The sequence below is a fragment of the Pseudomonas sp. GW822-FHT04H02 genome (assembly GCF_058800645.1).
Window position 1 is genome coordinate 316,296 of the sequence record NZ_JBXAMM010000007.1, and the last position, 14,086, is coordinate 330,381.

The 14,086-nt window shown below is 64.4% G+C and carries 14 protein-coding genes; 5 read left to right on the plus strand and 9 right to left on the minus strand.

The window, feature by feature from the left end:
• Positions 1–4: 4 nt before the first annotated feature.
• From lpxK to AC1RMG_RS28095, 4 genes are all read right to left on the minus strand, one after another.
• Complete coding sequence (gene lpxK, locus AC1RMG_RS28080) at positions 5–1,015, minus strand: tetraacyldisaccharide 4'-kinase (protein WP_015634697.1); 1,011 nt, start codon at positions 1,013–1,015, stop codon at positions 5–7.
• Entirely contained in the window at positions 1,015–1,443 is a 429-nt protein-coding gene (locus AC1RMG_RS28085) for an ExbD/TolR family protein (RefSeq protein WP_152686047.1), read from the minus strand. The genes lpxK and AC1RMG_RS28085 overlap by 1 nt, the downstream gene beginning before the upstream one ends.
• A complete protein-coding gene (locus AC1RMG_RS28090) occupies positions 1,440–2,075 on the minus strand; it encodes a MotA/TolQ/ExbB proton channel family protein (protein ID WP_011060100.1) in 636 nt (211 codons plus the stop codon). The genes AC1RMG_RS28085 and AC1RMG_RS28090 overlap by 4 nt, the downstream gene beginning before the upstream one ends.
• A 102-nt stretch (positions 2,076–2,177) precedes the next feature.
• Positions 2,178–4,409 (minus strand): DNA internalization-related competence protein ComEC/Rec2, encoded by a 2,232-nt coding sequence (locus AC1RMG_RS28095; RefSeq protein WP_401156734.1) that lies wholly within the window; start codon positions 4,407–4,409, stop codon positions 2,178–2,180.
• Between the two features lie 139 nt (positions 4,410–4,548).
• Here AC1RMG_RS28095 and AC1RMG_RS28100 point away from each other — a divergent pair, with 139 nt between their 5' ends.
• Entirely contained in the window at positions 4,549–5,064 is a 516-nt protein-coding gene (locus tag AC1RMG_RS28100) for a DUF2062 domain-containing protein (RefSeq protein ID WP_015634695.1), read from the plus strand.
• Between the two features lie 53 nt (positions 5,065–5,117).
• Here AC1RMG_RS28100 and AC1RMG_RS28105 read toward each other — a convergent pair whose 3' ends face one another.
• From AC1RMG_RS28105 to AC1RMG_RS28120, 4 genes are all read right to left on the minus strand, one after another.
• Positions 5,118–5,897 (minus strand): ABC transporter permease, encoded by a 780-nt coding sequence (locus AC1RMG_RS28105; protein ID WP_011060097.1) that lies wholly within the window; start codon positions 5,895–5,897, stop codon positions 5,118–5,120.
• The gene (locus AC1RMG_RS28110) at positions 5,894–6,826 is read right to left on the minus strand and encodes an ABC transporter ATP-binding protein (RefSeq protein WP_011060096.1); all 933 of its coding nucleotides are present in this window, start codon (positions 6,824–6,826) and stop codon (positions 5,894–5,896) included. Before AC1RMG_RS28110 ends, AC1RMG_RS28105 begins: the two co-directional genes overlap by 4 nt.
• Positions 6,827–6,958: 132 nt before the next feature.
• Positions 6,959–7,582, minus strand: coding sequence for a glutathione S-transferase family protein (locus AC1RMG_RS28115; protein ID WP_011060095.1), 624 nt, complete (start codon positions 7,580–7,582; stop codon positions 6,959–6,961).
• Between the two features lie 42 nt (positions 7,583–7,624).
• The gene (locus tag AC1RMG_RS28120; RefSeq protein WP_011060094.1) at positions 7,625–8,284 is read right to left on the minus strand and encodes a transglutaminase-like domain-containing protein; all 660 of its coding nucleotides are present in this window, start codon (positions 8,282–8,284) and stop codon (positions 7,625–7,627) included.
• A 214-nt stretch (positions 8,285–8,498) separates the two neighbouring features.
• On the opposite strand from AC1RMG_RS28120, the gene AC1RMG_RS28125 reads away from it, so the two are divergent.
• Both AC1RMG_RS28125 and AC1RMG_RS28130 read left to right on the plus strand, forming a co-directional pair.
• On the plus strand, positions 8,499–10,946 hold the full coding sequence (locus AC1RMG_RS28125) for an acyl-CoA dehydrogenase (RefSeq protein ID WP_493170786.1): 2,448 nt from the start codon (positions 8,499–8,501) through the stop codon (positions 10,944–10,946).
• Positions 10,947–11,032: 86 nt separating this feature from the next.
• On the plus strand, positions 11,033–11,440 hold the full coding sequence (locus AC1RMG_RS28130) for a PA2817 family protein (protein ID WP_011060092.1): 408 nt from the start codon (positions 11,033–11,035) through the stop codon (positions 11,438–11,440).
• A 106-nt stretch (positions 11,441–11,546) separates the two neighbouring features.
• Here the strand turns inward: AC1RMG_RS28130 and AC1RMG_RS28135 are convergent, their stop codons facing one another.
• The gene (locus AC1RMG_RS28135) at positions 11,547–12,500 is read right to left on the minus strand and encodes a LysR family transcriptional regulator (RefSeq protein ID WP_011060091.1); all 954 of its coding nucleotides are present in this window, start codon (positions 12,498–12,500) and stop codon (positions 11,547–11,549) included.
• A gap of 89 nt (positions 12,501–12,589) precedes the next feature.
• On the opposite strand from AC1RMG_RS28135, the gene AC1RMG_RS28140 reads away from it, so the two are divergent.
• Positions 12,590–13,216 (plus strand): alanyl-tRNA editing protein, encoded by a 627-nt coding sequence (locus tag AC1RMG_RS28140; protein ID WP_194237970.1) that lies wholly within the window; start codon positions 12,590–12,592, stop codon positions 13,214–13,216.
• A 41-nt stretch (positions 13,217–13,257) separates the two neighbouring features.
• Positions 13,258–13,890, plus strand: coding sequence for a LysE family translocator (locus AC1RMG_RS28145; protein ID WP_011060089.1), 633 nt, complete (start codon positions 13,258–13,260; stop codon positions 13,888–13,890).
• Positions 13,891–14,086 lie beyond the last annotated feature (196 nt).

Genomic DNA, 14,086 nt, shown 5'->3' on the forward strand with positions numbered 1-14,086 from the left:
CGAATTAAGGCAGCAGACGATCAGGCAGCAGGCGCATCAACTGGGTGTCGAACCAGGCGACGAAGGCCGGCGAAGGCTGGGCATCGACCGCCAGGTACCACCAGTCGTCTGCCGCGAAAGCCCGGCACTTGACCGCATCTTTCTCGGTCATGACCAGCGGCAATGACGGGGTGAAGGTCAAGGCCTGCGCACTGTATTGAGCGTGATCGGCAAATGCATGGGGAACAGGCCGCCAGTGTAGCGTTTCAAGGGTGTTGAAGAAACGCTGGGGATTGCCGATGCCCGCCACCGCATGCAGCGCCTGGCCGGGGGCGAAATGCTCCAGCGCACGACGCTCGCCACTGCGCAGGTTGACCAGCACCGAGGGCTTGAGATGAAAGGCGAACCCCTCGTCACGGTCATCAACTGCGCCGTTGTAGAGCACCGCGTCGACGCTCTGCAAACGCTCCGCCGGCTCGCGCAGCGGCCCGGCAGGCAGGCAGCGGCGGTTGCCCAGGCCGCGGGCGGCATCGATCAGCACCAGCTCCAGGTCACGGGCCAGGCGGTAGTGCTGCAGGCCGTCGTCGGAGAGGATCAGGTCCAGCGGCTCGGCGGCCAGCAGGGCCTGTACCGCGCGGCCGCGATCCGGATCGATCATCAGCGGCACGCCGCAGCGCTGGACGATCAGCAGCGGCTCATCACCGGCCACCGCGGCGCAATCTTCGGCGCTGACGCGCCAGGGCAGTTGCGCCGGCTTGGCACCGTAGCCGCGGCTGACCACCCCGACCCGCAACCCGAGGCGCTGGCAGTGCTCCACCAGCCACAGGATCAACGGCGTCTTGCCGGTGCCGCCGACAGTGATGTTACCCACCACGATCAGCGGCACAGGTGGTTGATAGATCGCCCCCTCACCGGCAAGAAAGCGCTGGCGCTTGCCCGTCACCACTCGGCGATACAGGCATTCCAGGGGGCGCAGCAGTTTCAGCGCGGGGTGGCCGTTGTACCAGGCATTGAGCAGGCGATCGGAAAGTGCCATCAGGGTGCCGGGTCCGCCTCGACGGTGGTCATGCGCAGGTGGCTGAAACCGAGCTTGCCGGCTGCATCCATGGCAGTGATCACCGCTTGATGCTGGGTCTTGCCGTCGGCGCTGATGGACAGCGGCAGGTTGGTGTCGCCCGCCGACTCCTTCTGCAGGGCCTCGATCAAGGTCTCCAGGTCATTTTTGGGCAGGACCTGGTTGTTCACCGAAAACACGCCGTCGGCGCTGATGGCGATATCCACTTGCTTGACCTGCTGGTCTTCGGCCGGCGAGCCGCTGACCGCTTCCGGCAGGTCGACCCGCAGCTCGGTTTCCCGGGTGAAGGTGGTGGTGACAACAAAGAACAGCAGCAGGATGAACACCACGTCGATCAACGACGCCAGGTTGATGTCCACGGTTTCCCGGGGCTTGCGACGGAATTTCACGCTTTGCCCTCGGCCAGATCGACATCGCGGTCGCCCTGGATCACTTCCACCAGCTTGATCGCCTCCTGCTCCATGCCCACCACCAGTTCATCGACCCGGCGTTGCAGGAAGCGGTGGAAGAACACCGAGGGAATGCCCACCATCAGGCCGGCGGCGGTGGTGATCAGTGCTTTGGAAATACCGCCTGCGAGGATGTGCGCGTTGGTGGTCATGCCCGAGCCCATGAACGAACTGAAGATGTCGATCATGCCCAGCACGGTGCCCAGCAGCCCCAGCAGCGGTGCCATGGCGGCAATGGTGCCGAGGGCGTTGAGGTAGCGCTCCAGCTCATGGATGACCCGGGCGGCAGCCTCTTCGATGCATTCCTTCATGATCTCGCGGCCATGCTTGGAGTTGGCCAGGCCCGCCGCCAGAATCTCGCCCAGGGGCGAATCGGCGCGCAGTTCCTTGAGCTTTTCCTTGTTCAGCTGCTTGTCCTTGATCCAGCGCCAGACCTGCCCCAGCAGGTGGGGCGGGGTGACACGACTGGCCCGCAGGGTCCACAGACGCTCGGCAATGATGCCCACGGCAGCAATGGAACTCAGAATGATCGGCAACATCATCCAGCCGCCGGATTTGACCAATTCCCACACAGTGACAGCCCCCTCGAAAAAGTGCGCCACTCTAACATAGGGGCCGGACGCACCGAAGACCGTGATGTCGCATGCTCACAGGCTTTAATAACCCACGGTTATTTAAGGCATTGCGGGCGGCTCACGCCAGAATCGCCGCTGCTCGCGAAGGCCATGCGCCGCTCCGAAGGCCCCCAGTTGCAGCCTCAGGGCGCCCTGTTCGGCGCTGTCATAAATTGCCATGTCCAGGCGCCGATAGCGTGCCAGCACTTGAGGATGGGGGTGGCCGAAGGCATTGCCCCGCCCACGGGAAATCAGCACCGCGTCGGGGGCCAGCCGTTGCAGCAAGGCCATGGATGAAGAGGTGCGGCTGCCGTGATGGGGTGCCTGCAGCCAGTGGGTCCGCACCGCCAGCGGGCTGTCGAGCAAGGCTCGCTCGGCACGGGCGTCGATGTCCCCGGTGAGCAGCAGGCGCTCGCCGGCAGCCTCGACCTGGAGCACGCACGAAGCCTGATTGCCGTCGGTCGCCGCCGCCCATTGCCACTGGCGAAAGCGCACGCCATTCCACACCCAGCTCAGCCCACTGTCGCAAGGCCTTGCCTGCAGGCCCGCGGGCAAGGCTTCGGGCTGGCCTCCGCGGACCTCGCCCACGGGCATTGCGCGCTGCACCGCCTGGGCGCCACCGGCATGGTCGTTGTCGGCATGGCTGAGCAGCATCAGGTCCAGCCGCCGGATGCCGAGCCTGTGCAGGGTCGGCACTACCACTCGCTCTCCCAGGTCGAACTCGGCGACCCGCGCGCCAGCGTCATACAGCAGGGCGTGATCACGGGTCCGCAGGATGAATGACAGGCCCTGCCCCACATCAAGCTGCCAGACCTCCACCTCGCCTTCGGGCACGCGCGCCAGGGGTGGCCAGACCGCCAGGAGCAACAGCGGCCAACCCAGAACCCGCATGGGCACGCCCCTGGGCAACAGCAGCAACAGGCAGCCCAGAGCATTCATGCTCCAGAGCCACAGAGGGATCTGCGGCGGCACCCAGGCCGGCCACCCACCGGCAATCAATCCGAGCAAGCGGAACAACCCGTCCAGCAATCCACCGGCCAGCCACAACAGGCCCTCACCCACATGAGGCACCGGCAGCAGCAGGCTGCCGAGCAAAGCCGGCGGCAACACCAGAAAGCTGATCCAGGGCACCGCCAGCAAATTGGCCAGCGGCCCGCTGAGGCTGATAGGCAGCCCCAGAGCCAGCAACGGCGGCAGCAGGCCAATGGCGATCAACCATTGGGCCCGGGTCCAGCCCTGCCACCAGCTCCACGCCCCCAGGCGCCCGGCAAAGATCAAGATCAGGATTGCCACTGCGGCAAAGGACAGCCAGAACCCCGCCTGCAAGCTGGCCAGCGGCTCGGCCAGCAACACCGCATTCAACGCCAGCAGCAGGGGCCAGCCGGCCCGCAGATGGCGAAAGCGCATGCGCCAGAGCAGTACCAGGGCGACCATCACACAGGCGCGCTGCACTGGCACATCGAACCCCGCCAGCAGGCCGTAGCCCAGGGCGCCGAGCCAGGCCAGGGCACAGGCCCAGGGCAACCACGGCAAGCGCTCGGGCCAGTGACCATGGCGGGCCAGCCCGGCCACCGCGAAATAGATCACCCCAGCCAGCAGGCTGATGTGCTGCCCGGAAATCACCATCAGGTGGACGGTGCCGGTGTCCTGCAACAGCTGCCAGTCTTGCCGCGTCAGGCCGGAACCGTCGCCCATCACCAGCGCCGCCAGCCCCGCACCGCGTCCCTGAGCCTCGACCTCTAGCAAGCGCTGGCGCAAGCCTTGCCGCCAGGCCTGCGGGGCCGGTGCCAGCAACTGCCCGGCCTTGACCGTGCCGGTGGCGCCGATACGGCGCGCCAGCAGCCAGGCCTGGTAATCGAAGCCCTGGGGATTCAACAAACCCATCGGCTGGCGAAGCTTGACCGCCAGCCGCCAGCGCTCGCCACTCTTGAGCGCCGGGCCCTCACGCCAGGCCAGGCGCATGCGCCGGGGCAGCCGCTCACGGCGGGCCTGGGCATCTTCCAGCTCGAAACGCACCACGCCGCCCGCCTGCTCCGGCAGGCCGCTCACCCGCCCCTCCAGCCAGCGGGTCTGTGACTCCAGGCGCGGCGCCAGGCGATCATCCAGGGCCGACTGCGCGGAGACACAGGCCCAGGTGAAACCGAACAGGAAAAATGCCACCGGATGTGTACGAAACGGCAACAGCATCAAGGCCAGTATCGCCATACACAGCAGCAGCCAGCCTGGGGGCAAGGCCGGCATGAAACCCAGCGCCAGCAGCCCCGCAGCCAGCGCCAGCATTGCGCTACTCATCCGCCCGCCCCTCCTTGGGAGTTCATACTCTTGGCTTAGTCGAGGATGGGCAGCACGGCTTTATCATTTGTCACAATGTCTGAATTTTCGCCGACTAGAATCCGGTCATAATCGTCGCCTGACCCGACCGAGAAGCCTTATGCCCCGGCGCTTATTCAAACGTTACATGCCAGATCCGACCAGCATCCGGGAACACAAGTCCTTACGCTTTCTCGGCACCCTGCTGCATGACGCCAACCTCTGGCACCTCAATCGACACTCGGTGGCCCGGGCCATGGCCGTGGGCCTGTTCGCCGCCTTTATTCCCATTCCGATGCAGATGTTGCTGGCTGCGGTACTGGCCATCTGGCTGCGCGGCAATATGCCCATCAGTGTCAGCCTGGTCTGGTTGACCAACCCCATCACCATGCCGCCGGTGTTCTTCTGCACCTACCAACTGGGGGCCTGGCTGATGAACGTGCCGCCGCGCACCCTGCCCGACGAGCTGACCTGGGAGTGGATCAGCAGCCAGCTGGCAACCCTGTGGCAACCCTTCCTCCTCGGCTCGGTGGTGGCCGGGCTGGTGCTGGGGGCCACTGCCTATTGCCTGACCATGCTCTATTGGCGCTGGTGGGTCGCGCGCCAATGGTCCAGGCGCAAGCAGCAACGGCAGTGACCAACGAAAACGGCCTCCCGAGGGAGGCCGTTTGCATGACGCACTAAAGGCATTTACTGACGCATGCCGCGCCCGCTCACCAGCAGCCGTGCGCAACCGATGTACAGCACCAGGGTGGCCACCAGCATGAAGGTAATGGCGATGCTGATCTTGATGTCCGACACCCCGAGGATGCCGAAACGGAAGGCGTTGACCATGTGCAGCACCGGGTTGGCCAGGGACACCGTCTGCCAGAACGGCGGCAGCAGGTTGATCGAGTAGAACACCCCGCCCAGGTAGGTCAGGGGCGTCAGCACGAAGGTCGGGATGATCGAGATATCGTCGAAGTTGCGTGCAAAGACTGCGTTGATGAAGCCCAGCAGCGAGAAGATGGTCGCGGTCAGCACTACCACCAGCACCGTGATGCCCAGGTGGTGCACCTGCAGCGTGGTGAAGAACAGCGACAGCAGCGTCACGATGACCCCCACCATCAGCCCCCGCAGCACCCCGCCCAAGGTGTAGCCGATGAGAATGGTATGGGGCGACAACGGCGAGACCATCAACTCCTCGATGGAGCGCTGGAACTTGCTGCCGAAGAAGCTCGATACCACGTTGCCGTAGGAGTTGGTGATCACCGACATCATGATCAGCCCCGGGACGATGTACTCCATGTAGGTGAAACCACCCATGTCGCCGATCTGCCGGCCGATCAGGTTACCGAAGATGACGAAGTACAGGACCATGGTGATGGCCGGGGGCAGCAGGGTCTGCGGCCAGATCCGGGTGAAGCGCCGGACTTCGCGATAAACAATGGTGTTGAGCGCCACCAGGTTGGGTTTGAACTCCGAACTCATACCGCCACCTTCGACAGATTCTTCTCCACCAGGGACACGAACAACTCCTCAAGACGGTTGGTTTTGTTACGCAGGCTCAGCACCTCGATGTTCTGCAGGGCCAGTTGGCCGAACAGCGCGGTGATGCCCACGGCCTTGTCCACCTGGACCTCCAGGGTATGGCTGTCCACCAGCCGGGTCGGATAGCCGGCCAGTTGCGGCGCCACGCTCAGGTCGTTCTTCAGGTCGAGGAGGAAAGTCTCCACATGCAGCTGGCTGAGCAACTGGCGCATGCTGGTGTTCTCGACGATGGTGCCGTGGTCGATGATGCCGATGTTGCGGCACAGCTGCTCAGCCTCTTCCAGGTAGTGGGTGGTGAGGATGATGGTGATGCCTTTCTGGTTGAGCTCGGTGAGAAAGCTCCACATGGAACGGCGCAGCTCGATATCGACCCCGGCGGTAGGTTCGTCAAGGATCAACAGGCGCGGTTCATGCACCAGCGCGCGGGCGATCATCAGGCGCCGCTTCATGCCACCGGACAGGGAACGCGAAGGCACATCGCGCTTGTCCCACAGGCCGAGCTGGGTCAGGTACTGCTCGGCGCGCTGCTTGGCGATCTTCGCCGGAATGCCGTAGTAGCCGGCCTGGGTCACGACGATGTCGAAGGTTTTCTCGAACTGGTTGAAGTTGAATTCCTGCGGCACCACGCCGATGCAACGCTTGAGCGCCGCCGGCTCACGATCCAGGTCGTGGCCGAAGACGCTCACCGTACCGCTGGTCTTGTTCACCAGGGTCGAGAGAATGCCGATGGTGGTGGATTTGCCGGCCCCGTTAGGGCCGAGCAGGGCGAAAAAGTCACCTTCGGCGACATCCAGATCGATACCACTCAGGGCCTGGAAACCGTTGCCGTAGGTTTTGGTTAGCTGCCGGATGGACAGAGCGGAACTCATATCGGATTCATGCACCAAGAAGGGGGAATTTTATAAGTAAGGGCGGCCCGAGCCGATTGCAACGACGCCGGACGCCCGCCATGTTGCGTGCCTGCGTCGTGCAAGTACAGTCACCCGTATCGATAGTGGGTATTAAGTCAACGCGGTCATCACGGCCTGGCGATAGGCCGGGCGCTGTTTCAAGCGCTCATACCAGGCTTGCAGATGGGGCATGGAAGGACGCTCGATGGGCATCTCGAACCAAGCGTAGATGAAACTGCCGAGGGGAATGTCGCCCACGCCGATCTCCTGCCCGGACAGGTAAGGCTGCTCGCCCAGGGCCTGATCGACCCGCGCCAGCAGCTCGGCACACGTGGCCTTGGCGGCGTTGATCTGCGCCCAGTCCTGCTGCTCGGCCGGGGTGCGCAATACGCCCCAGAACAGATGCCGGAAGGGTTCAGCGAAGGTCGAGGTGGTCCAGTCCATCCACTTCTCGGCGCTGGCCCGCAGTTGCACGTCGGCCGGGTACCAGTGGCTATCGGCGGCGTAGCGCGCAGCCAGGTAGCGCACGATGGTGTTGGACTCCCAGAGCACGAAGTCGCCGTCTTCAATCAGTGGAATCCGGCCATTGGGGTTCAGCGCCCGGTACGCCGGGGTGTCCACCACCCCAAAGGCGCCGCCGGCGTCCAGGGACTCATAGGCGAGCCCCAGTTCCTGCGCGCACCAGAGTGCCTTCCTGACATTCGACGAGTTCTTGCGACCCCAGATCTTCAGCATGACCATCCCTCAGTAATGAATGCCGGGGCAGTCTACGCCTGATCAGCCGCGACTCAAATCGCCGCGCAGGTCTGCCAGCACTTGCGGCTGCTGCGCGTCGAACAGGTGCGGGTAGCATTTTTCCAGGTGGCCGAAAAACAGCTCCTGCGGCACGTCGGCAAACTGCCCGTGGTCCACCAGGTACTCCATCGACTGTTCGCCCTGGCGATTGAAAGGCTGGAAAACGCTGTCCTCCAGGCCGTCGAAATCCAGCGGCGCCACATCGAACATTTCACACAATTGCCGGTTGAACGCCGGCGTGGCCTTGACCCAACGACCCTGCAGATAGAACTCGGTGTAGCCGTGCATGGCGAACACATCGCTGCGCAGCAGCTCCAGCAGCCTGGGTGTGGACAGGTGATTGCGCACATCGGCCAGGCCGATGCGCGCCGGTATCCCGCAATGCCGGGCACAACCGGCGAGCAAGGTGGCCTTGGGCACGCAATAGCTCTCGCCGGTGGCCAGGGCATGGCTGCCGCGCAAGGTCTGGGGATCACGGCTGAAACTGTAGAAGTTGTAGCGTACGGCCTCGCGCACCGCGTAATAGAGGCTGACGGCTTGCTGTCGGGGGTCGCGGCTGGCACCGCGATGAGTTTCGGCGAACTCCACCACCGCCGGGTGGTCACTATCGATGAAGCGGCTGGGACGCAGGTACTCGTGCATGGGCATGACCTCCGAGAGGAAGCCTGAGTCTATCGAGGCGTCCGCCCCAGTGATAACGACGTATCGGCCAAAGATCATGGCCCCCACGATCAACCGGGCCCGGCCCGCAAGATACAGACTTGCATTGCACCCGCACTGCCCTGCTCACCCGCGCTGTCGAAGGCCGACTACGCTCTGAGGGTGATTTCACCCCTGGTTTCACGGAGGATTGAATATGCTGTTGTTGTGGATACTGGTTCTGGTGCTCGCAGTGGCCTACCTGGCCCATCGCCGTACCGCCCCCCTGCCCGCCCTCGGCGTGGTCGCCATCTACCTCTTGGCCATGGGCGCCTTTAGCCGTGCCCCCGGCTGGCTGCTGCTGATTTTCTGGGTGCTGCTGGCAGCGGTCGCCGCCCCTCTGCTGCTGCCCGATCTGCGGCGCAAGTATTTCAGTGCGCCGCTGTTCAGCTGGTTCCAGAAGGTTCTGCCGCCGATGTCCCAGACCGAGCGCGATGCCATCGATGCCGGCACCGTCTGGTGGGACGGCGAGCTGTTCAGTGGCCGCCCCGACTGGAATACCTTGCTGGCCTACCCCAAGGCCCAGTTGACCGAAGAAGAGCAGGCGTTCATCGACGGCCCGACCGAGGAGCTGTGCGCCATGGTCAGCGACTGGCAGATCGGCCAGCACATGGACCTGCCGGCCGAAGCCTGGGCCCACATCAAGGAGCACGGTTTCTTTGCCCTGATCATTCCCAAGGAGTTCGGCGGCAAGGGCTTCTCGGCCTACGCCCACTCCCAGGTGGCCATGAAGCTGGCCACCCGCAGCGGCGACCTGGCCTCCACCGTGATGGTGCCCAACTCCCTGGGCCCGGCCGAACTGCTGCTGCACTACGGCACCGACGAACAGCGCAATCACTACCTGCCGCGGCTGGCCCGGGGCGACGACATTCCCTGCTTCGCCCTCACCGGCCCCCTGGCCGGCTCCGATGCAGGGGCCATGCCCGACACCGGGATCATCTGCAAAGGCCAATGGCAGGGTGAAGAAACCCTGGGCCTGCGCCTGAACTGGGAAAAGCGCTACATCACCCTGGGCCCGGTGGCCACCCTGCTGGGCCTGGCCTTCAAGGCCCATGACCCGGACCACCTGCTGGGCGACCAGGAAGACCTGGGCATCAGCCTGGCACTGATCCCCACCGACACCCCCGGGGTGGATATCGGCCGCCGCCACCTGCCCCTGGGCGCGGCCTTCATGAACGGCCCGAACTCCGGCAAGGACGTGTTCATCCCCCTGGACTTCCTCATCGGCGGCCAGGAAATGCTCGGCAAGGGCTGGATGATGCTGATGAATTGCCTGTCCGTGGGCCGTTCGATCTCCCTGCCCGCGGTGGGCACCGGCGCCGCCAAATTCACCAGCCTGGTGACCGGCCAGTACGCCCAGGTGCGGGAGCAGTTCAACGTGCCCCTCGCCGCCTTCGAGGGCATCCAGGAGGCTCTGGCCCGCCTCGGCGGCAATGCCTGGCTGATGGACAGTGCACGCATGCTCACTGCCAACGCCGTGGACCTGGGGGAAAAACCCTCGGTGCTGTCGGCGATCCTCAAGTACCACCTCACCGAGCGCGGCCGCGAGTGCATCAGCCACGCCATGGACGTGCACGGCGGCAAGGGCATCATCATGGGCCCCAACAACTACCTGGGCCGCAGCTGGCAAGGAGCGCCGATCTTCATCACCGTGGAAGGCGCCAACATCCTTTCGCGCAACCTGATGATCTTCGGCCAGGGGGCAATCCGCTGCCATCCGTTCGTGCTCAAGGAAATGGCCCTGGCCGGTCGCGAAGACCACGACCAGGCGCTGCAGGAGTTCGACGCCCTGCTGCTCAAGCACATAGGTTTCGCCGTGAGCAACGCCGCCAGCACCCTGGTGCTGAACCTCGGCCTGGGCCACTTCGAACACGTTCCGGGAGACAAGGTCAGCCAGGGCTACTTCCGTGCCCTGAACCGCCAGGCCGCGGCCTTCGCCCTGCTGGCGGACTTCTCGATGATGCTGCTGGGGGGCGAACTCAAACGCCGCGAGCGCCTTTCCGCCCGCCTGGGGGATGTGCTCAGCCACCTGTACCTGGCGTCGGCAGCGCTCAAGCGCTACCACGACCTGGACTCCCCGGAATACCTGCGCCCCCTGCTCGCCTGGGCCATGGAAGAGAGCCTCGGGCATTCCGAACGGGCCCTGGACGAGTTGCTCAGCAACTTCCCCAACCGGGTGTTCGGTTGCCTGCTGCGGGTGCTGGTGTTCCCCTTCGGCCGTCGCCATACCGGGCCATCGGACCAGCTGGATGCCGAAGTGGCGGCGATCATCGGTCGTGCCCAGGGCGATCCGGCCCTGGAAGCGGTGCTTGCCGGCTGCTACCGCCCGCAATCCAAGGACGACCCGGTGGGCGCCCTGCAACATGCCAGCAACCTGCTGAGCGACGTGCACCCGTTGCACAAGAAGCTCCACGAAGCGCTGAAAAGCGGCCAGGTCAAACCGGCTGCCGGCGAATCGGCCATCGACGCGGCGCTGGAAGCCGGCGTGCTGCAGGCCGCCGAGGCCCAGAGCCTGCACGAGGCCGAGGCGGCGCGGCGCAAGGTCATCGATGTGGATGATTTTGCCAAGGAGGAGCTGACCCTGAGCGAAGGCAAGACCCGCTAGACGGCCGCCTTCGGGGCAGGTCGATTATGAAACCGGGCGCGGGAGCTATATACTCCCGCGCCCGTTTTGCTCTTGAGGACCCTGTCATGTCCAACATCGTCGCCGATCATCTCGTCCTGCTGGACCACCTGCGCAGCATCCTGGTCGCCGTAGGTGAAGCCGAACAGGTGCCCGAGGAAAGCCACGCGCTGTTCCTGGAGCGCTTCGACGAACTGCGCGCCTCGCTGCCGATCGACCCGATCGAAAGCCAGTACCTGGGCCAGGACCTGCTGTGCCAGATCATGCAGCGCTACCCGCAGATCGCCCACCTGGTGCCTCGTGACCTGCTGTGGTTCTTCGCCGGTGACTGCCTGCACTACATGCCCGATGAAGAAATCGACCTGTACCAGGCCCTGGAAGAGCGCCGTTTCGAAGCCGAGCAGAACGACGAGCCCTTCGACTGGAACCAGGAAAAGCAGCTGCTGGCGCTTTCTGCCCAGGACAGCAAGCACTGATCACTGCGCCCGGCGCAACCAAGGCCCGCACGGTTCGCCCGGCGGGCCTTTTTCATGGGCGCCTTTTAGCGCCGGCCTGTCAGAGAATTCGCTGGCAAGCCAGCTCCTACAGCGGGCGTTCCGCTTTGCCCGGGCGGTTGAGGGTCGGCTCCTTGGCCAGGCACTCCACCAGGTAGTCGATGAAAACCCGCAACTTGGGCGGCAGGTAACGGGTCGGTGAATGCAGCAGCCAGGCACCGCCGTGGTAGGAGGCCAGGAAGGTCCACTCCGGCAGCACCTGGACGATCAGCCCCTGCTCCAGGGCATGGCGCGCGGTGAAGTACGGCAGGCTGCCGATCCCCAGGTGTTGCAGCACCGCATCCAGGCGCACCCCGGTGTGGTTGGCCGCATAGCGCCCGCGCACCCCCACCGTGACCGCCTTGCTGCCCTGGGTGAATTTCCAGCGCGCATCGCTGGGGGTCTCGCCCAGGTAGATGCAACTGTGCTGGCGCAGGTCCTGGGGATGGGCCGGCGTACCGTGCTCGGCCAGGTACTGCGGGGTGGCGCAGAGCAGGTGATCGATGCGCAACAGCTGGCGGCCGATCAACCCGGGCGGCGGGCGGTCGGTGATGCGGATCGCCAGGTCGACGTTGTCGTCGATCAGGTCTACATCGCGGTCTTCATGCAGCAGTTCCACATCGACCTGGGGATAGCGCCGCAGAAACTCCGGCATATGCGGGTGCACCACGAAACGCCCCACCGCCTTGGGCACGCTGACCCGCACCACGCCTTCGGCTTCGTGGGTGAACTGGCCGCTGACCTCCATCACCGAACGGGCCGCACTGACCATTTCACTGCAACGCTTGAACACCTCTTCGCCACCGTCGCTCAAGCGCAACTTGCGTGTGGTGCGCTGCAACAACCGGGTGGCCAGGGCCTTTTCCAGGCGCGAGATGCTGCGGCTGACCGCCGAAGGCGAGGAGCCCAGCTGGCGTGCCGCCTCGGAGAAGCTGCCGGTCTCCACGACCCTGACGAAAATGGCCATTTCTGCCAGCAAAGGCAGGGGTAGATTTATGCTCATGACGCAATAGTCCATTGAGTTTCGAACGGATTATCACGCAATTGCCCAGGCCGCATAATAAAAAAACACTGAATTCCAGGGTTAGAGAAATGACGCGGCGCCTGTATTACGACAATGACCAGTTACTGACCTCCGTCGAGGTCCTGAGCTGCATCCCCCACGAACAGCAATTCGCGGTCACCCTCAACGCCACGCCCTTCCACCCCCAGGGTGGCGGCCAGCCCAGCGATACCGGCTGGATCGGCCAGGCCGCCGTTCTGCGGGTGGCCCAGGAAGGCGAGCAGATCGTGCATTACCTGGACCAGCCGCTGGAGCCGGGCATTTTCGAGGCCCGGGTCGATGAGGCCGCGCGCCTGTTCAACAGCCGCATGCACTCCGCCGGGCACCTGATCGGCCACTTCGTGCAAAGCCAGGGCTGGATACCGATCAAGGCCCATCACTGGCCAGGTGAAGGCCGGGTGTCGTTCAAACCAGCAGAGCAGCCCCGGGAGATCGACGGCGCCGGCGTGCAGGACGCGATTGCGCTGTGGATAGAGGCCGACCTGGAACGGCATAGCACAATGGCGGACGGTTCGCGCCAGATCAGCTTTGGCCAACTGCCGGCCTATGGTTGCGGCGGCACCCACGTCAGCCACCTGCAGCAGCTGGGCGCGGTGCTCATCACCGCGGTCTCACTCAAGAAAGGCACCCTTTCGGTCAGCTATAGCCTCGACTGAAAACGGCCTGCCGCTCAATCATCCTGCTTTGCGGAGTCCGCATGCTGTCCAACTATCTTGGCGAGTTCCTCGCCCTGGCCCTGGTTCACTTTCTCGCGGTGGTCGCTCCCGGGCCGGATTTTGCCGTGACCATCCGCCAGAGCGTGCGCTTTGGCCGCATGACCGGGGTCTGTACCGCCCTGGGCATCGGCGCCGGCATCTCGGTGCACGTGCTCTACACCCTGCTGGGGGTGGGCGCCCTGATGCACGCTACGCCCTGGTTGCTGAGCGCGGCCAAGCTACTGGGCGGCACCTACATTCTGTACTTGGGTATCAGCCTGCTGCGCAGCAAGGCCAAGACCAGCCTTCCCGGCGAGGCGCCCACCGATGAGCCCCAACAGACCTTGCTGCGAGCCTTTACCACGGGGTTTCTGACCAATGCCACCAACCCCAAGGCGACCCTGTTTTTCCTGGCGATCTTCACCACCCTGGTCAGCGCCACCACCCCACTGAGCATCCAGGCCCTATATGGCGCCTGGATGTGCCTGGTGAATGCGCTGTGGTTCGTGATCGTCGCGCTGTTCTTCTCCAGCTCTCGGGTGCGCTTGCTGTTCATGCGCCTGGGGCACTGGTTCGAGCGCTGCATGGGGCTGATCCTGCTGCTGTTCGCCGGGCGGTTACTGCTGTCGCTGTAGGCAAGGCAAACGACAAAGGCCCGCGCAGGTGTACTGGCGGGCCTTTTTTCTGGGCACTGGCTGCAGCGTTGAATCGCAGGCAAACAAAAACGCCGCTCAATGAGCGGCGTTCTTGTGAATTTGGAGCGGGAAACGAGACTCGAACTCGCGACCCCGACCTTGGCAAGGTCGTGCTCTACCAACTGAGCTATTCCCG